Genomic DNA, 17877 nt, shown 5'->3' on the forward strand with positions numbered 1-17877 from the left:
AATAGATCCAAAAAGCGGTTAGATCGCCTCTGCTCATTTTGCTACAGGCTAGTTTTGGTGTGCAGCAGCGGCTAAAACGGTAGCGTAAGGCGTTTCATGCAAGTGAGCTTTGCCAACAGAGCCGAAAAGCTCTAATTTATCAATGATCACCTCTTGCATTGCCGCGATCGCTTCTCCAGTCACCTCTAATAAATCCTTGTCGCCCTGACCGCAAATTTCATCTTTTAATGCCTGCATATAAGCCTGTCTCACTTCGGTATTGACATTGAACTTACAGACACCGAGTTGAATCGATTGGGCAATCATTTCCGCAGGTAAGCCCGATGCGCCATGCAGAACCAGCGGGATGTCTAATAAATTGCGAATGCGCTCCAACCGGGGAAAATCTAGACGAGGGGGGCTTTTATACTCGCCGTGAACATTGCCGATCGTCACCGCCAGCGCGTCAACGTTTGTCGCTTGTACAAACTCAACCGCTTGCTGTGGGCCGGTCATTTTCGCTTCTTTTTCGGCGATCGTTAATCCATCTTCGGTGCCACTGATTCGTCCGATTTCGGCTTCGACGATCGCGCTGTAGGAGTGCGCCAATCGGGTCATGTCGCGGGTGAATTCCAGATTTTTCTCATACGGCATTGGGGAACCATCCGCCATAATCGACCGCACACCTTCTTGTAAAACGAGATCGATATCTTTAACCGAAGTGCTGTGATCAAGATGAACAGAAATCGGAACCGTCGCCGCCACTGCTGCTTCCAGGCACATCGCCACCAGCGGAGAATTGCCGTATTTCAGCGCGCTGGGATGCAGTTGTAGCATTGCGGGGCTGCGGCTCACTTCGGCAGCGCTGATCACTGCCTTGACTCCTTCGAGGTTGTAGACGTTGAACGCGCCGATCGCGTAAATATTCCGTCGCGCTGTTTCCAGCAATTCCCGTGTCGAAGTCAGCATGAGCCGTCGTTCCTCTAGAATAAAGGCATTGTACGATAAGCCTTGCTGGAATACTGCTGTTTTAAGACAACCTGATATGACTGGACTGCCAGATACCTTAGATGACGCGATCGCTCAAGCCCAAAGCGCGACTCAAGCTGCACTTGCAGCAGGATACACCCGCTTACAAGTTGAGCTTGTGTTTCCAGAACTAAAAGCGATGCCGATCGCAGAGAAATTTATTTCAATTTTTCGCGATCGAGGTGAAGGATTAAAGCTATTTTTCACGGATGCTGGATTTGCAGCGCTGGCAAAGCGAGATTGGCAAGACGTTCCGTTTAAAATTCGTAGCTTAGATGTGGCAGGTTCGCGTCAAACTACTCCAGTTGAGGAACAAGTCGAGCCTGAAGACGAACTCTATGTTTTCGTTGCGCCGAGTTCGGTAGAAGTGAATCCCGTCGAGCAGATTTGTAATGCTGCAGGCGAACGTCCGGTGATCTTGCTCAATCCCAGACTCGAAGATGTGGCAATGATCGGGATTGGATATGCGGGACGACAATTGAGACTGCGATTTTTAGATACGATCGAGCCTTGCTATTATTTGCGCCCGCTCGATGATCAATCGGCAATTTTGCGCTGTTACCCATCTCCTTGGCAAGTCTGGTATGCTCCCGACGGCGAGTATCAACTGATTGCTGAAGAGCAAGAGCGGCCAGACTCCGAAAGACTGGACGAAATCTTTGCAGGAGTCTTGGGACAAGCCACAAAGCCTGGACTATTTGCCGGCTTTCAGCAATTTCTCAAAGCGCTGGGGAGATAAAAAGGCTAGGACGTTCCTTCCCAATATTGCCGTGCTTTCTCATCCGCTTGGGCACCGACTTTACGATCAACAAATTTCTGATGCAACTCTGATGCAACATAGAGGCAAGAGGATAGCATCCTAGAAAACATGAGGATTTTATGAGTATCGTTCATCTCTGGGGTGGACGGCTCATAATTGTGGCATATACTCAAGCCACTGTTCTCGTATTTCAGTGTCTAATTTCTAGTCTTAAGTGTTTCCGAAGGACGATCGCATGAGTCAGCAACCCGCACGTCGAATTGTGATTGGAGATGTGCATGGTCACTACGAAGGGATGATGAACTTGCTCGACACGATCGCACCTGGATCGCAAGATCAGGTCTATTTTCTAGGAGATTTAATCGATCGGGGCCCTCAAAGCTGCGAGGTGGTCGAGTTTATTAAAAATAGTCCATATCAATCTCTGCTGGGTAATCATGAGCATTTGCTGCTCGAAGCTTTTCCGAATGGACAAGTCTATGCGCCTGCGCTTCAAGCATGGTTACAAAGCGGGGGGCGGGCGACGGTTTCGAGCTATAACACAATGGCGCTGCTCGCTGAACACGTCAAATGGATTCGCACCTTGCCGCCTTATTTAGACCTAGGAGATGTTTGGTTGGTTCATGCGGGCGTTAATCCTGATCTCCCGATCGAGCAGCAGGGGTATTCAGAGTTTTGCTGGATTCGGGATGAGTTCCACAGTTCAAGGCAGCCCTATTTCCCTAACAAAACGATTATTACTGGGCACACGATCACGTTTACGTTTCAGGGAGTTGTACCGGGCGCAGTTGCCTGTGGACAAGGTTGGATCGACATCGACACCGGCGCATACCATCCAAAAAGCGGGTGGCTAACAGCCCTAGAGATTGATGCTCAGCGAGTGTATCAGGTTAACGTCTATACGAATCAGGTACGGACTTTAATGTTGGATGAAATTGTGATGCCTGTTGAACCTCGAAAACGCGGGCGACAACAGGCATTAAGGCTATAAGTTTAGATTCAATGAAACTCGAAGCGTTCTATCGCTCCGAGTTCTTTGGTTTTAGCGGAGGCGCGATCGATAGCTGGCAGCATCCGTTCCCGCACGTCCGGGACTGGGGCTAGCACTAATCAGTTGTTGCAGACGGGTAATGCGATCGGAAGTCGCAGGGTGGTTGGCAAGAAAGGTGGGAGGCGAAGCTGATCTAAGCAGTTTTCGCATAAAGGCGACCATTTCGGATTGAGCATATCCCGCACGGCTAAAGGTGCGTAATCCGCGTGCATCCGCATCGTACTCATCGCGGCGGCTATTGGGTAAGCGTAGAGCAAGCTGAACACCGAGATTCACGGCTGTGCTGCGATCGAGTCCCCCGGCTGCGAGTAATCCCTGTTGAACAGCCGCCTGACGCATTTGGTTTAGAGCGTGTTTTCCGGTAATATGTCCAATTTCATGACTGATGACGCTGGCGAGTTGAGCTTCATTGTCTGCCGCGTTTAATAGCCCTCGGTGCACGTAGACATAACCGCCCATGGTGGCAAACGCATTAATGCTGTTTTGATCGACGACTTGGAACGTATAGCGGATATTGGGCCGATCGCTACTGGCTGCGAGCCTTTGACCAATTTCATTGACATAGGCAGTTAAGGCGCGGTCGCTCACAATTCGGACTTGAGAGCGGGTAAGTTCGTCATTAATTTGGCGACCGAGTTCGGCTTCTTGGTTATCGCTGAGGCGGGAAAGCTGTACGCCTTGAAAAATCTGGACTCCCCCCCGGAGCAAATCTCCCCAGGAGATAGCTTGAGCAATCAGCGGCTGACCGAAGAAAATTCCGGTAGCCATGGCGATCGATAAGACTGGATACAGCCAACGGCGACGCAAAGTTTTTGTAATCATAGAGCGGTAGAAAAATGCGTGAGGCGCTTTGGTCAACATTTTGGTCAAGACGCAATTCGATCAAATTTAGTTGCGGGAGAACTAGAATTTTGCTCGATCGCTTCACGGAGTCGTGCTAATCTTGACTGGCGTTGACTGTGTTTGATTTTAAGCAGGGGCAACGCAGACGACATCTAGACTAAGCATTATTATGGCTATTGTGGATTCCCAAGGTCGGCTCTTTGGTAAAGTCAGCATCCTGGATGTGGGTGCGGCGATCGTTCTGCTGCTGGTGGTGTTCGGAATCTTTATTTTTCCAGGGGCATCGGGGTCAGTGGCGCAAGGGGCACGTCAGCCTGTCGAGGTGGATGTAATGGTGCGCGGATTAGGTGCCAGTGATCCGAAGAGTTTTGTCAAGCCTGGCGAGACGACGAATATTCTGGTGCGAAAGCAGCCTTCAGGAACGGCAACCTTGAAGCAGATTCGGTTTTTACCGCGTACCGTTGCCACTCCACAGCCTGACGGTACGCTGAAGGTATTCCCTGATCCTCGTCCGGAGCTGGCGTTGACGACCGATATGCTGCTGACGCTGGCAAATGAAGTTCCAGTTGTAGATGGAACGCCTGTGCTGGGTGGCGAAAAAGTCAAAGTGGGAACGCTGATCGAGCTTGATGGGCCGACTTACAACTTCGCAAGTAGCGTTGTGGCAATTCGGGTTAATAAGAAAGCGTGATCTCGACTGAGTGAGGAGCAGTTAAGCCTGCTTCTCACGAGTCAAATAGGGAACGTCAATAATTTCACCTAAATCGACGTTTAAGCCTGCACCGCCTGCTTTTGTGCGGATGTACGCAAGCCCGATCGACCCTGTAACGCTTGTAACAATTCCCACTTTTTCATCCTCAATCCTGACGGGGGTTCCCGGTTCTACCGGTTGATTGAGCTTCACTCCCCAAAGCTGTTGTTTCACGCCGTTGTAGGTGTCGAGACGGGCGATCGTTTCTTGTCCGATATAACAGCCTTTGTTAAAAGAAATCGTGTGCCAAAGTCCCGCTTCAAGCGGATTGTAATCCTCGGTGAGTTCAGTTCCAGGCAGCGGGCGACCTTGTTCGATCCGGAGCGTGTTCCAGGCAGAATCATCGATTTCGGTTACGCCAAGGTCAATTAGTTTTTGCTTCAGGTTGATACCACGATCACAGATTAAGGTATAGCCCTCGGTTGCCAAACCGCTACCGACGGCAATCCGAATCTGATCAACGAGGCAATGCGTTCCGTAAGGCTGATTGATTAAATCCTCTGCGCCCAGTGCTTTTACGATGTCATGACTTTTTGCACCCAGCAGGCTAAGCGCTGCGGTTTGTTCAGTCACATCAGTGAGCTTCACCTTGTCTGCGAAGAAGATATAGCGATCGAGGAACGCCATAATTTTCTCGCTCATTCCCGGTGAAACCAGCAGTAAAACGGAATCTTCGAGAATGTAAGCGGTTACGAGATCGATCGTTCTTGCCGTCGAGGTGAGAAAAACCGTATCACAGCCCTCGCCCGGTTTTCTGAGCTTGAAGGTGTTGGTGCTTTGATTGTGAAGAAAATTGAGACGATCGGTATCTGACACCGTGATGCGTCCCCAAGGGGTGCGATCGTAAAACACGACACCAGAATTGATTGTTTCACTCATAAGAACTAGCAGCTAGTGTTTTTTCGGGTACGCCTTCTAGGGGGCGAGTCACCTGACGCAATAAAAGCGTTTCTATTTGATTTTCTACCACGCGGGTGGCTTCAAACTCCAATTCACCCCACTGGAGTCGATCTCCCGTTGCCGGAACTCGATTTAAGTGATGAATCATAAACCCTGCCACCGTTCGATAGGCATCACTCGCAGGCAGGCTGAGATGCAATTGTTGATTGACGATTGTGAGATCAGCCGTTCCAGCTAACAGCACAGAATACTCATCTTTACGAATAAATTCATCTTCGGTAATGCGATCGCGATTGGTAATCCGTCCGGTTAACAATCGTACCGTTGCATTGAGAATGACCAAGGCTGGAAAAAATAAATAAGAGCAAATCTGAAGCGGACGAATTAGCAACAGCGCAGTTTTTTCTGGAGCATGAGCCGCCAATACTTTTGGTACCAGTTCACCTAATACGATTTCAACGTAAGTCACAATCAGAAACGCGATCGTGGTTGCGATCGTATGCGTTGTAATCATCACAGAAAGATGTCCAATCGGCAGCAGACTGATCCAAGGTTCAATCCAATGAACGGTTGCGCCTTCTCCTAACCATCCGAGTAAGAGGCTTCCAGCCGTCGTTCCAGTTTGCGTTACAGAGAGATATTGTCCGAGATTGTTTTGCGCCTTCTGAACCAGTTGAGCGGCTTTTTGAGTTCCAGGGCGATCGCTTTGACGGGCGAGCGAGTCGATTTCGCCTTTTGAGGCAGACACGATCGCCAGTTCTGCTGCCACAAAGAACGCAACAGCGACCACAAAAATTAGCAAGACTGCTAATCTGACCAGCGTTTCTGCGGTTTCAATTTCAAATGTCTCAAGAGTCGTCAAAATGGTTTCTCCCAGTGTTCGCAGCACGATGAGGTCGGGTGTTTGGGAACCCTAATGTAAAGATTACTCAACGATCTTAGTGATCCTAGCCTCTCAGGCAGGATTTTAATTATTACGTTAATCCCACCGATTATGTTGCTAAAACGTTCTTTGTTTACGATGCTTGCTGCTCTCAATCTGGTTGCTGCGCCGGAGCTACCGATCGCGCCGTCGAAAGTGTTTGCTCAACCTGCGCCGGCTTCTGCGCCGGTCACACAATCGACCTCGATTGCTGGGATTCTACCAGTAGAAACATTGGGCGTTGTGATGATTAATACCCAGGACGATCGCTGGCAACAATTGAGCCAGTTCAATCTGTTTCCAACTGATCTAGCGTTTCCGGGAGGAATCTTTTATCCGGCTGAAGCAGGAATGAGTTTCGCTAAGGATGTCCAGCCGTGGTTGGGGGATCAGTTTGGCGTGGCGTTACTGTCAGCAAAGAGCGTTCTGATGGTTTCATCGGTGAAAGATCAAGCTGCATTAAATGGGTATGTCGATCGCATCAAGGCTGCTCGCACCAAAGCACCAAAAGAGATTCAGTACAAAGGCGCAACCATTTTAGAATTTGAGCTGGAAAAGCCACCTGAACCTGTTCCAGCGAAAGCCACAAAAAAACCCGAAGCAACAGAGCCTCAATTTTTCCAAGTTCCAAAACTCGCGATCGCAGTGCTTCCCGGTTATTTCGTCAGTTCAGATTCTGCCGCAGCCATCCAGGAAATGCTTGATGCTCAAGGCAAGTTGGCAGACAATCCTAAATTTCAACGTTTGATCAGCAATCCGAAATCGAGCCGGGCGATCGCGACCCTATATGGCAAGTACACCGAAGCCATCAAAGCGATCACTCAAATCAGTCAAGCCCAACTCGAAGAGCTTCGCAAAATCAATCCAAATAGCCCCGTACCGCCAGCCTTCGATCCCAATCAGATTGATCCACTCTCGCAGTTTTACGACACTGCTGAGGGGTATGTCTGGGCAGAACCAACTGGAATGCGCCTGCAACTTGCCGTCAACCTTAAACAAGCTGTTCCAGAAGACTTGCGATCCTCGCTCATCACGCGCAATCAGATTCTAGAGCGACTGCCCGAAGTCAATTACATGATGTCAAACAGTCAAAATCTAGCCGTTTACTGGCGTGTTCTGACAACCGCGCTAGACACTCAACCCACTTGGAGAAAAAGCCTAGACCAAGTGCGACAAACGCTGCAAAGTTTTATTGGGGTAGACGATCGTGATGTTCTCCCCTGGATGAACGGTGAATATGTTCTATTTGCTTACCCGACGAGCAAAGGCTTCATTCCAGCGATGTCTCCCAACTTGGATATTGCCATGGGGATGATGATGCAAACGAGCGATCGTCCGGCGGCTGAAGCAGCCCTGAAAAAATTCAATACATTTATCACACCCCGACTCGGCAAGCCCTTGGTACAGCAAGGCGAGATTGCTGGACAGCCCTTCGCTAACTATGGAGCCGTTGCTAACGGTCGATCGTTGAACTTATTTAGTCACGGTTGGACAGATGACAACACGCTAATCATGCTGTTTGGGGGCGGTTCTATGAGTGAATTTAACCCGAAGCCACAACGGAATCTCACCCAAAGCGCGAATTTCCAGGCTGCGATCGCGCCCTTTCCCAATGCGAATTTGGGCTATTTCTATGTGAATCAAGGCGCATTCATGGCGTTTGTGAACAATGGAGTGTTACCCGCGTTCATGGGTCGATCGATGGCAGGAAATCCATTTTTAACGCAAGTGCAAGATACATTAGCCAGCATTCGCAGCATTAGCGGTGCGAGTACGATTACTGGCGATCAAGTTCAGTTCGACGGCTTTTTAGCGCTTGCCTCACGCCAGAAGCGCTAAACAAAGTCAGAACTTTCCGCTCATGCCTAGCGTTTCCTCCAGGGAATGAGCGGATCTTTCGCAAGATGCGTCGAAACAGCATGAGCACCGTAACGATTGAGGTGGCTTGGATCAGAGAAAAAGTCAGGTGTATTCTTCCAATTCTCAAGCAGATCGCGATACGTAAAGCCAAGTTCCCCAGACATTCGCATCAGATATTGCTGAAACTGCTGTTCTCGCTCACGTCGATAGGAATCGAGATAGTTCTCAGTCAGCGGCAAATTAATCACAACCAAAGGAATGTCCTGTGACTTGGTGTACTGCGCTAGCGATCGCAATGCCTGAGTTTGTGCGCCGTCTAAGTTGAAATTGGCGTAGTCCGCATCGCTTTCTCCCGGAACTCTGGCATATTTTTGATAGTACGTGACTGGATTAAAGCGCAAAGAAATCGGCAAAAAGCCATTGATATCGATCAAGCCTTGTCCATCTTGAACGATCGTCGATTCTGGATCAGCTTCTGAGGTCGCGATCGGGCTAAAACTAAACGATAAACTGCGCTTAATCAGGGTTTGCAGCTTATCGCGTTGATTCCAAATCGTCGAAAGCTGACCCGTTTGCTGTAAAAGCTGGTCGTTAAAAGATTGATAGCGATCGGCAACCGTGGTAGGAGTGCGAACGATCGTCTCTAGGGGCTTTGTGAAGGCTTGCGTGGGACTGGGAGCCGCATTGATCGCAACTTCGGGCAGCTTGCGATAGCCCGGAGAGGACATGATCGCGCTATGCGTCGCATCGGGTCGCCCCTCGTTAAATGCCCGTAACCCATCGGCAAACAAAATCAGTTTTGGCTGTTTTTCCGATGCCAACAATCGCCGTACAACTAGATCTACAACCTGAATCGTTGCGCCATTGATGCCAAAGTTAAACACTCGCATTCCAGAATAGCCCTGAGTTGCAAGAGCCTGTTCTAGTGCAACTGGATCAACCCCGCGCATTGCTCTTGAACTTCCAACAATCAGCACATCGGGCGCACCATACTGCGCGACGTACTGCCGATACAACACGAACTTTTCGTCGATTTGTGGAGCGTTAAACGTAGGATACGGCGATCGCGAGGTATCGATCGCGGCTTTCGGCTTCAACGGCGAGGCTAAAAGCGCTGTTGAGCCTGATCCGGGTGTCAGTAACGTCTGGGTCGATCGCGTAAAGCCGGAACCAAGGGTATCAAATCCTGCGGATTTTTGCAGAGACAATTGCGGTAACGTCAGTTGCTCTGGTGGCAAAGGAGCAGGCGAAGCGATCGGAGTCGGTTTCGTGGCAATCAGCGGTTTGACCCATTGCCCCAGCAGCCAATCCGCTTGAACCGTCAGCAAAATCCCTAAGACTGCCCAGACGATCGCCACTCTTGCGTCATTCGGAGCAGACGTATGGGCAGCGCGAGCGGTATTTGGTGCGGTTTCGGATTCGATCGTAAACAGTCGAGTCCGCGCCATTCCCCCCTGAATTGCTTCAGCCACTTGCTCCCAGAGCGTTGGCTCGACATCTTCATACTCTGGAACCGTGAGCGCTCCGGGTTCTCTGGTTAGCAGATCGCCCACATACGCATCCGAAGTCGCAAATTCTGGAGTTGCTTCGGGGGTCGATCGTGTCCGACGAGTGCTATTGAGATCGCGAGAGGCAAAATCAGCGCCGTAGCTCCACAGGGGGCGCTTTTGTCCCGATCGTCGCCCATAAACTCGCACGCCTTGCACATCCGGCAGCTTTAATGCCCGAATAAATTTCACGACTTTTGCGCCCACTTGACTCTGAGACGGGCAAATGGGTGCATCGGTCATAATGTGCAGCAAATCTTCTTTCTGTCGGATTTGCAGCCGAATTCCGCCTGTGGCTAACTGCGTATCGAGATGCGGATTGAGCAAGCGAGTCAGCAAAAACGCGATCGCGCTCAAGTCGCCCTCTTGAGCAAGGAGGCGCGTCGATTCAGACAAAGCGGGATGCTCTGCGGCGGGTAAATCCATCCACTGCACCCAAACCGGCGCATCGGGAATCGACAAGTGCGGCACCGGATTGGGCGTGCTGCTCAGTCCGTAAACTGCCATCGCTCGAATGCCTTGCGGCGCGATCGTGTCGATCAGCGGTGCGATCGCGGCGAAAATTCGCTCTTTTTCGGGGGCATTCAGGCGTTGAGCCGTCACGTGCAGCGTCTTGTCCATCAAGGTGGCAGATAGGTCTACCCCTTGATCCCGCACGGCACTATTCATCAAGCGCGTCAGCGCTTCGACATCGCCCCAACGTGCCCAGTCCTTCAGCATTTCCTGGGGTGGAGTCAGATCGACCCGCAGCACCCATTCTGGCTCCGCTTCTCCCCGAACGCGGCTAAAGACGATCGCATCGCGAAATCCATCCAGTTCTAAGTCCCGCAGCTTTTGGGCGATCGTTTCACTCAGCAGCGATGTGTCGGGACTGTAGACCGATTCGCAGACGACCCACAGACGATTCAGCAGCGCTTGCGGTGTCAGTGAAGCCGTACTGCTCAAGACCGAGGCTAGATTTGCCATTTGAGGCAGTTCGGGTTCTTCGGGCAGCGCTGCCGATTTGACGCTGGCACGCACCGCAACGCCTAACGCAGCTAATGCTTCGCTCAAATAACGCGCGATCGCATCCGGTCTGCCGCGCTTTGCCATGCCCAAATTGGCAAGCTCGATTGCGACCGTCGTTTCACTCTCGGTTTTCGCGCCTTGTAGATCCTCTAAATAGCGATCGATCTGGGCAACGTGGATCACCTCTGCCCACTCTGGGCGCGGTTCTCCAGCGCGACGACCGTAAAGAATCACCTGATAAACTTTCGGCTGCGAAGGCGGTAGAAGCGTTTCGATCTCGGTTTTTGCCAGTGCCCGAACCAGGTGTTCAAACATCAGCGATCGATCCGGACAGTTGCGCCCTTCCGCTAGGATATAGAGATTATTTCCGCGGAGCCGCACTTGTAGCTGAATCTTAGGAATGCCGATCACACGGTAGAGCCACGGCAGCAACGGCAACCGTGATCCAACGGCTCTGGGTGACGAAGAGACTGTATACGGCGATCGATTCCCCATCCGAATTCTGCTTCCCTGTATGATGTTCAACACTCAGCGGCACACCCTGAATCAAGCGAGTTCTGATTCAGGGTCTAAGTTTTTTGCCCTCGATCCGACCTTGCAGCATTTAAGCTTAACTTTTGATTTTGATACACTTTTTTTAGCTATGGTAAGCACAAACTGTGCGATGGACGCAATTTTTTCAGACTCTACTCGATAACTCTAAAGTGCTGCGGCTCCGTCCGCGCGTTGCTGGCTAGCTTTTCAGATCCACGATGCGGCTGAATTCGAGACTTTATCGCTTTAGAAACACCTGGAGAAATGATGCACCGTTTAGACTGTTACTCTAGACACTGGTTTACTTCGCGTTGGAATCTACAATCTAATGAACTCTGACTTCGATCACATTTTCGGCTTTATTGATTCTTTTGTTGATCCTGATGTCGCCTTAAGTGTTGCAACGATTCCCGTTTTGGTCGCTTTGATTGGAGGACACGCGATCGCGCAAACCCTTCAAGAACTCGGCACGATGAGCGAAGAACTATTTCGGGGCGATCGACTTCCCCATTTGGATTTCCCGCCAAATTCGTGAGCGATCGTCTCCCCAAGCTTACCCTTCTCTCCTAAAATTGTTGAACCCCTCTGGAATACTGTATGAGTTCGACCCGACCCTCTTCTGACGAATTTTCAGCCAGCATCACCACAGCGACCTCTGAAGATGTCACCACGCTGATGTCTGATTTATTTCTGCGTCATCGGCTCAAGATTGTTGAAGACCTTTGGGAAGCGGTGTTGCGCCAAGAGTGCGGGCAAGAACTGGTCGATCTGTTGAATCAACTGCGGCAGATGTGTTCTCCAGAGGGACAAGCGACGACCTTTACCGGGTCTGAAGTGCTGCAGGTCGTGGAAAAGCTCGATTTAAATGAGGCGATTCGGGCGGCTCGTGCTTTCGCGCTCTACTTTCAGTTGATCAATATCGTTGAGCAACACTACGAACAGCGCGATCAGCAGTTGCAATATCGCATGGCGCGTGAGGGACATGCTCAGCCCGATCCGAAACATGAACGGCAGGCGTATGCCACCGAGGAAGATGCCGGACGACCCGAAGCCGACTTTCTAGAAAGAAGTCTGCACGAATCGGCTTCTCGGCGTGAAATTGGCACGTTTCACTGGTTGTTTCCGCGCTTAAAGCAGTTAAATGTCCCACCGCAGCAGATTCAGCGTTTGATTAATCAGCTCGATGTGTGGCTGGTCTTTACCGCGCACCCGACTGAGATTGTGCGCCACACGATTCGCGATAAACAGCGCCGCATCGCCAAGATCCTGCGGCAACTCGATAGCGTCGAAGACAGCTTGAAAGCGGTCGGTCTTTCTTCGTCTTGGGAAGCCGATGCCCTGCGCGATCAGCTCACCGAAGAAATCCGCCTGTGGTGGCGCACCGATGAACTGCATCAGTTTAAGCCCACGGTTTTAGATGAAGTGGATCACGCGCTGCATTACTTCCGAGAAGTGATTTTCGACGCGATTCCGCATCTGTATCAGCGATTAGAAGAGGCGGTTCACGGCTCGTTCCCCAAAATGCAGATGCCGCGCCGCAATTTCTGCCAGTTTGGCTCTTGGGTGGGAGCCGATCGCGATGGCAATCCCTCGGTTACACCGCAAGTCACTTGGCAAACTGCCTGTTATCAAAGACGTATGGTGCTGGAGCGCTATGTTCAATCAATTCAGTCGCTGAGTGACTTGCTGAGTCTGTCGCTGCATTGGAGCGATGTGCTACCGGATTTGCTCGAATCATTAGAACAAGATCAACAGCGAATGCCGGATGTGTACGATCGTTTATCCATCCGCTTTCGCCAAGAACCATATCGCCTCAAGCTTGCTTATATTTGCAAGCGACTTGAAAATACGCTCGATCGCAATCATATCCTTTCAAACGGCGACGGACTTCAGCAGGAAATTCCCGAATATGATGAAGCCACATTTTATCGATCGGGCGACGATTTCTTGGCTGAACTGCGCCTGATTCAAGGCAATTTATCTGCAACCGGATTAAGCTGTCGCGATCTCGATCATTTGATCTGCCAAGTCGAAATTTTCGGATTTAATTTGGCGCATTTAGACATTCGGCAGGAAAGCCCGCGTCATTCAGAAACGATGAATGAAATTGTGGAGTACCTGCAAGTTCTGCCCAAAGCCTACAACGACATGACCGAGGCGGAACGCTGCCAATGGCTGATCACTGAGCTACAGACGCGCAGACCGTTGATTCCGACCGAGATGCCTTTTTCCGATCGCACTCGCGAAACGATCGAAACCTTCCGCATGGTTCGCAAGCTACAGCAGGAATTTGGGATCGATATTTGCCATACCTACATCATCAGCATGAGTCACGATGTCAGTGACTTGCTGGAAGCGCTGCTGTTTGCCAAAGAAGCGGGGCTTTACGATCCCGTTACCGGAGTCGGGGCAATTCAAGTTGTGCCGCTGTTTGAAACGGTCGAGGACTTGCAAAAAGCGCCTAATATCATGCAGGGCGTGTTTGACTTACCGTTTTATAAGGCGTTGTTAGCGGGTGGATTTGAGTCGATCGGAGTTAAAACTGCACTGCAAGAAGTGATGCTGGGCTATTCTGACAGCAACAAAGACTCCGGATTTCTCAGCAGCAATTGGGAGATTCACAAAGCGCAGCAAGCGCTGCAAAGTATTGCAGATGAGCATGGGGTCGTGCTGCGGATCTTCCACGGTCGCGGGGGTTCGGTGGGACGTGGGGGCGGCCCGGCTTACGAAGCAATTTTGGCGCAGCCCGGACATAGTGTGAATGGTCGGATCAAAATTACCGAACAAGGTGAAGTGCTGGCATCGAAGTATTCGCTGCCTGAGCTCGCGATTTACAACTTAGAAACGGTAACGACTGCCGTGATTCAAGGCAGTCTATTACACAATAAGTTTGATGAAATTGCGCCGTGGCAGCAGGTGATGGAAGAGTTAGCGGCACGATCGCGCTCTCACTACCGCGCTCTAATCTACGAACAACCGGACTTTATTGATTTCTTCCATCAAGTCACGCCGATCGAGGAAATCAGTCAGCTTCAAATTAGCTCTCGTCCAGCGCGTCGGGGTGGCAAGAAAGATCTCGCTAGCCTGCGGGCAATTCCTTGGGTATTTAGCTGGACGCAAAGCCGATTTCTGCTGCCATCTTGGTACGGTGTGGGTACGGCGCTGCAAGGTTTCCTGGATGAAGCTCCAGAAAAACATATGCAGCTTCTACGGCACTTCTACTACAAATGGCCCTTCTTCAAGATGGCGATTTCCAGAGTAGAAATGACGCTTTCTAAAGTCGATCTGCAAATTGCGGGTCACTATGTTGATGAACTGACGCAGCCTGAAGATCGAGAGCGCTTTGCTCCCGTGTTCGAGCAGATTCGCAACGAGTATCTCCTCACTCGTGAGCTAGTGCTAACGATTACCGGACACAATCGCCTATTAGACGGCGATCCAGAGCTTCAGCGATCGGTGCAGTTACGCAATGGCACGATCGTTCCTCTGGGATTTCTGCAAGTGTCTCTGCTGAAGCGACTGCGGCAGCATAAAACGCTGGCAGCTTCAGGAGTGGTGCGATCGCGCTACAGCAAAGGTGAACTCCTACGCGGCGCGTTGTTAACCATCAACGGTATTGCTGCGGGGATGAGAAATACGGGCTGATGGGGCTAATTTTATCGCTGGTATTGTGCTCCTATATCCAGCGACGCGATGAATTGCGTCGCTACGATCGCGAATGCAACAAATCGGTGATCCGCCACATTTGTTGTTTGAATGGGTATTACATTGCTTTAAAATTCTCCCTTAACGATTCATCTACTTAGGCAATCTATCCTGAGCGACTAGAAATTATCCGCAAGACTAAGTATCGTAAGCCCTAGCTTTTTTGATTTTGCAGTCTTTAATAAAGTCGTACCCCATGAAAGGGTTTTTCAACACCCGTTACTTACTGCTAGCGATCGCAGTTGCCTTGACGACCATCCATTTCCAACTGATCTGGAGAACCGGTCATCAGGGGCAATTTTTGGAAGCTTCGATCGTCTGTTGGGCAGCCGCTTGGTTTATGATTTGGCGCAGACGGCAGGAACTCAACTTCAAGAGCACTCCCATCGCTAGCGCGATCGGGCTTGCCTGCATTGCCTGGATATTACTTAGAAGCCTTACTGTCAATGAGTACGACTCATTTATGCGGTTTCTGCCGCTGATGTCTGGAATCAGCGTCGCGCTACTTGCTTCTGGCTTCACGCTCAATTGTTATTGGCGCGAACTCTTGACTCTGGGTTTAATGGCTATCCCCACGACCACCATTCTGTCGCAGTTCGATATCTCTCCGCTCACCGCAGAATTTAGCGGTAGTTTGCTCTGGTATGCAGGCTTTCGCGTCCTTCAAGAAGGAGTGTTGCTGCATTTACCGACCGGGAGCGTTGAAGTTTATCCCGGCTGCTCTGGACTTCAGTTGATTTGGCAACACTTATCGCTCGGTATTCTGTTTGTGCTGGTGTTTCCGATCGGCTGGATGCGATCGCTGATTGTGTCGATTGCGGCTGTGCTGATCGCTTTTGTGGTCAACAGCATTCGAGTTGCGCTGATGGCAGTCTTAGTCGCGCAAAACAATCGAGACGCATTCGACTACTGGCATCTTGGAACCGGATCGCTGATTTTTTCATTGATTTCTGTTTCGCTGTTTGGCTTACTGTGCTACGTGCTGTTAGAGCAAGTCGATCGGGCTGAAGAAGAAGAGGAGGTGCAAGCTTGAACTGGGTGAAAACTCGTAATTTTTGGTTAAGCGCAGCGCTCGTAAGCAGCGGCTTGGTATTGCTCAAGTTGGTGCTCACCCCTGCACAAAAACCGGTGCCACCGAGCTACACATTTCCCGCTTCTATTCCTCTGTCTCGCTGGCAATTCGCGCAAGCTAGCCCGATCGGGCAACAAAAGCTCTACACGCCTTCTCTCGCGACCAGCGTGGATGATTTGACCGTTTCAGGACGGCATTACCGCTATCTCCGCAACGGTCAGCCGATCAATATCGAAATGCGCTATCTTCGCAACTACTCCTCAGTCTCGGATATTGTTAAAGACAGTACGGTTGAGATGGAGCGCATTCCGCTTACGCCCGCTCAATCCAGCGTTGGGACGCATGCAGTTTATCAGAGATCGAAGCAATTTTTCATCACGGGCTGCATTCCAGCAACGCGAGAAACAACCATCACAAATGGTCAGCTCCGCAACGCCCAGAATCGTTTCGATGTGCTGGCTCGCCGGGCGCTGCCTTGGTTTCTAGGACAGGTTCCGCTGCGAGATTTGCGCTGTCTTTGGGTGAGAATGTCAACGCCCATAACCTCCACTTCAACGACGAGTTCTGAACCAGAACTCGAACAAGCTTGGGTTGAATGGGTGCAATGGTGGCAAAACAACTATCCGCCTGAATCTTAAGCAACTGGCGCGGCGCAATGCGCCGCGCCAGTATTCCTACTTACGCTTGCGTTTTCTGCGTCGCTCCATCAATGCTGCCATTGCGATCGCGCTTCCTGATCCCAAAATCGTCAGCGGTTCTGGGATAGGCTTACAATTTCCGCCTGAGCAGCCTGATGGAGTGTCTGGGTTAGACCCACCTCGATCGGAACCAAAAACAAGGGGAAGCAGCAAGAGCGGTGTTGCCCAGAGCGGGCTGACTCCTCCCGAAGAAGGAGCAGGCGGTAACTCAGCAACCACGGATGGCGGTGGCTCTGGCTGCGGCGTGATCTGATCGCTGCCAATTCCGCAGGTTGTATTCTTCATCTGCACCACAAAGTCATCAAAATCCCGGTCTTCCTGCTGGCGGTTTCGCACCAGCCTTGAGCCAGTATCGTCCCAGCCGATCGTGATTCCACTCGTACACAAATCATTCACTCCCCCAGCAAATTGCACCTGCTGCTCGCGATTAGGATTCAGGACATTGTTTGAGTAAACTACGCCAGTCGGACGACCTTTGTAAGTAGATTCTAGATACAGCACGTATCGCTGGTTTGCTCTAAATTTGTACTGCGCCACGGGCTTCGGAACTGCATTGCCAGGCGTGCCCTTGAAGTCGGTAGCCGTTCCAAGGTGGCTGCGGAAAGAGGAAGGCTTGAAGATTGTTTCAGACCCGTCAGAGGGCTGGGTTTCAGTTAGCAACGGCGTTTTCTCTTTTGTGTCCAGGTTAATTACGCCGAAGGTGGATTGATACGCCCCGTGAGATTCGACAAAGTTAGACTCGAGGGTTGTGTCTTGTTCAAATTGAATACCTGAATTGTTGATGAAAGTAGCAGCATAAGCCGGGAGCGCAATATTACCGACAAGCCAGCTACTGGTAATGCCAATGCTTAATCGAGCCAAAGACGATCGCCGCGCTGAAACACGGCGTTGCGAGGAATAATTTCGCACGATCATAAACTGCGGCAGCTTCGCGTTTGTAGGCGCTGCCGGGATGGAATGCGGTTCAGGAAAATTCTGGGAACCATGCGGATCAGTTGTCATACGAGGAGACCTTTCAGTAGAACGGAGAGAAATTGGTCGATGCCCCCGTAACCTTGTCGCTTCGCAGAATCGTCATTGCTGTAGAACAGCTAAGTATTTCTAACAGAACCCTGTAGTATTCTCTAGCACTATCTGCATTGTTTTACACAAGCTTAAATATTAAACCTGAATATTCACGGAATCTGATATTTCTCACTATTAAGATTTCAATAATAT

14 protein-coding genes are annotated in these 17877 nt (G+C 50.6%); 8 read left to right on the forward strand and 6 right to left on the reverse strand.

The window, feature by feature from the left end; genetic code table 11:
- Positions 1–48: 48 nt before the first annotated feature.
- Positions 49–948 carry a class II fructose-bisphosphate aldolase gene (locus tag NC980_RS06515; RefSeq protein WP_190377960.1) on the reverse strand — a complete coding sequence of 300 codons (900 nt, stop codon included), beginning with the start codon at positions 946–948 and terminating at the stop codon, positions 49–51.
- A 76-nt stretch (positions 949–1024) separates the two neighbouring features.
- Between NC980_RS06515 and NC980_RS06520 the strand changes: the two genes are divergently transcribed.
- Together NC980_RS06520 and NC980_RS06525 are read left to right on the forward strand one after the other, a co-directional pair.
- Positions 1025–1747: a DUF1995 family protein gene (locus tag NC980_RS06520; RefSeq protein ID WP_190377961.1), complete on the forward strand. Its 723-nt coding sequence runs from the start codon at positions 1025–1027 to the stop codon at positions 1745–1747.
- A gap of 256 nt (positions 1748–2003) precedes the next feature.
- Positions 2004–2759 (forward strand): metallophosphoesterase family protein, encoded by a 756-nt coding sequence (locus NC980_RS06525; RefSeq protein WP_190377962.1) that lies wholly within the window; start codon positions 2004–2006, stop codon positions 2757–2759.
- Positions 2760–2810: 51 nt separating this feature from the next.
- Here NC980_RS06525 and NC980_RS06530 read toward each other — a convergent pair whose 3' ends face one another.
- Complete coding sequence (locus NC980_RS06530) at positions 2811–3641, reverse strand: M48 family metallopeptidase (protein ID WP_190377963.1); 831 nt, start codon at positions 3639–3641, stop codon at positions 2811–2813.
- 190 nt (positions 3642–3831) lie between these two features.
- Between NC980_RS06530 and NC980_RS06535 the strand changes: the two genes are divergently transcribed.
- Positions 3832–4353 carry a DUF4330 domain-containing protein gene (locus tag NC980_RS06535; RefSeq protein WP_190377964.1) on the forward strand — a complete coding sequence of 174 codons (522 nt, stop codon included), beginning with the start codon at positions 3832–3834 and terminating at the stop codon, positions 4351–4353.
- Positions 4354–4374: 21 nt separating this feature from the next.
- On the opposite strand, the gene NC980_RS06540 is transcribed toward NC980_RS06535, so the two are convergent.
- Positions 4375–5292, reverse strand: coding sequence for a folate-binding protein YgfZ (locus tag NC980_RS06540; RefSeq protein ID WP_190377965.1), 918 nt, complete (start codon positions 5290–5292; stop codon positions 4375–4377).
- Complete coding sequence (locus NC980_RS06545; protein ID WP_199298630.1) at positions 5285–6175, reverse strand: CNNM domain-containing protein; 891 nt, start codon at positions 6173–6175, stop codon at positions 5285–5287. Before NC980_RS06545 ends, NC980_RS06540 begins: the two co-directional genes overlap by 8 nt.
- A 159-nt stretch (positions 6176–6334) precedes the next feature.
- Here NC980_RS06545 and NC980_RS06550 point away from each other — a divergent pair, with 159 nt between their 5' ends.
- Positions 6335–8074: a DUF3352 domain-containing protein gene (locus NC980_RS06550; protein ID WP_190377966.1), complete on the forward strand. Its 1740-nt coding sequence runs from the start codon at positions 6335–6337 to the stop codon at positions 8072–8074.
- Between the two features lie 26 nt (positions 8075–8100).
- On the opposite strand, the gene NC980_RS06555 is transcribed toward NC980_RS06550, so the two are convergent.
- On the reverse strand, positions 8101–11145 hold the full coding sequence (locus NC980_RS06555) for a DUF1574 domain-containing protein (RefSeq protein WP_348253912.1): 3045 nt from the start codon (positions 11143–11145) through the stop codon (positions 8101–8103).
- A 367-nt stretch (positions 11146–11512) separates the two neighbouring features.
- Between NC980_RS06555 and NC980_RS06560 the strand changes: the two genes are divergently transcribed.
- From NC980_RS06560 to NC980_RS06575, 4 genes are all read left to right on the forward strand, one after another.
- A complete protein-coding gene (locus tag NC980_RS06560) occupies positions 11513–11719 on the forward strand; it encodes a hypothetical protein (RefSeq protein ID WP_190377968.1) in 207 nt (68 codons plus the stop codon).
- A gap of 62 nt (positions 11720–11781) precedes the next feature.
- Positions 11782–14829 (forward strand): phosphoenolpyruvate carboxylase, encoded by a 3048-nt coding sequence (gene ppc, locus NC980_RS06565; RefSeq protein WP_190377969.1) that lies wholly within the window; start codon positions 11782–11784, stop codon positions 14827–14829.
- A 256-nt stretch (positions 14830–15085) separates the two neighbouring features.
- A complete protein-coding gene (gene crtA, locus NC980_RS06570; RefSeq protein ID WP_190377970.1) occupies positions 15086–15922 on the forward strand; it encodes a cyanoexosortase A in 837 nt (278 codons plus the stop codon).
- Positions 15923–15927: 5 nt separating this feature from the next.
- Positions 15928–16599 carry a cyanoexosortase A system-associated protein gene (locus NC980_RS06575; RefSeq protein ID WP_347272651.1) on the forward strand — a complete coding sequence of 224 codons (672 nt, stop codon included), beginning with the start codon at positions 15928–15930 and terminating at the stop codon, positions 16597–16599.
- A gap of 36 nt (positions 16600–16635) precedes the next feature.
- On the opposite strand, the gene NC980_RS06580 is transcribed toward NC980_RS06575, so the two are convergent.
- Complete coding sequence (locus NC980_RS06580; protein ID WP_190377972.1) at positions 16636–17661, reverse strand: PEP-CTERM sorting domain-containing protein; 1026 nt, start codon at positions 17659–17661, stop codon at positions 16636–16638.
- Positions 17662–17877 lie beyond the last annotated feature (216 nt).

Source organism: Leptolyngbya sp. AS-A5 (genome assembly GCF_039962495.1).
In the GTDB taxonomy this organism is placed as follows: domain Bacteria; phylum Cyanobacteriota; class Cyanobacteriia; order Leptolyngbyales; family Leptolyngbyaceae; genus Leptolyngbya.

Bases quoted from the DNA above. Each gene is read 5' to 3' on its own strand.
- NC980_RS06515 (WP_190377960.1), bottom strand. From the start codon at position 948: ATGCTGACTTCGACACGGGAATTGCTGGAAACAGCGCGACGGAATATT.
- NC980_RS06520 (WP_190377961.1), top strand. From the start codon at position 1,025: ATGACTGGACTGCCAGATACCTTAGATGACGCGATCGCTCAAGCCCAA.
- NC980_RS06525 (WP_190377962.1), top strand. From the start codon at position 2,004: ATGAGTCAGCAACCCGCACGTCGAATTGTGATTGGAGATGTGCATGGT.
- NC980_RS06530 (WP_190377963.1), bottom strand. From the start codon at position 3,641: ATGATTACAAAAACTTTGCGTCGCCGTTGGCTGTATCCAGTCTTATCG.
- NC980_RS06535 (WP_190377964.1), top strand. From the start codon at position 3,832: ATGGCTATTGTGGATTCCCAAGGTCGGCTCTTTGGTAAAGTCAGCATC.
- NC980_RS06540 (WP_190377965.1), bottom strand. From the start codon at position 5,292: ATGAGTGAAACAATCAATTCTGGTGTCGTGTTTTACGATCGCACCCCT.
- NC980_RS06550 (WP_190377966.1), top strand. From the start codon at position 6,335: ATGCTTGCTGCTCTCAATCTGGTTGCTGCGCCGGAGCTACCGATCGCG.
- NC980_RS06555 (WP_348253912.1), bottom strand. From the start codon at position 11,145: ATGGGGAATCGATCGCCGTATACAGTCTCTTCGTCACCCAGAGCCGTT.
- NC980_RS06560 (WP_190377968.1), top strand. From the start codon at position 11,513: ATGAACTCTGACTTCGATCACATTTTCGGCTTTATTGATTCTTTTGTT.
- ppc (WP_190377969.1), top strand. From the start codon at position 11,782: ATGAGTTCGACCCGACCCTCTTCTGACGAATTTTCAGCCAGCATCACC.
- crtA (WP_190377970.1), top strand. From the start codon at position 15,086: ATGAAAGGGTTTTTCAACACCCGTTACTTACTGCTAGCGATCGCAGTT.
- NC980_RS06580 (WP_190377972.1), bottom strand. From the start codon at position 17,661: ATGACAACTGATCCGCATGGTTCCCAGAATTTTCCTGAACCGCATTCC.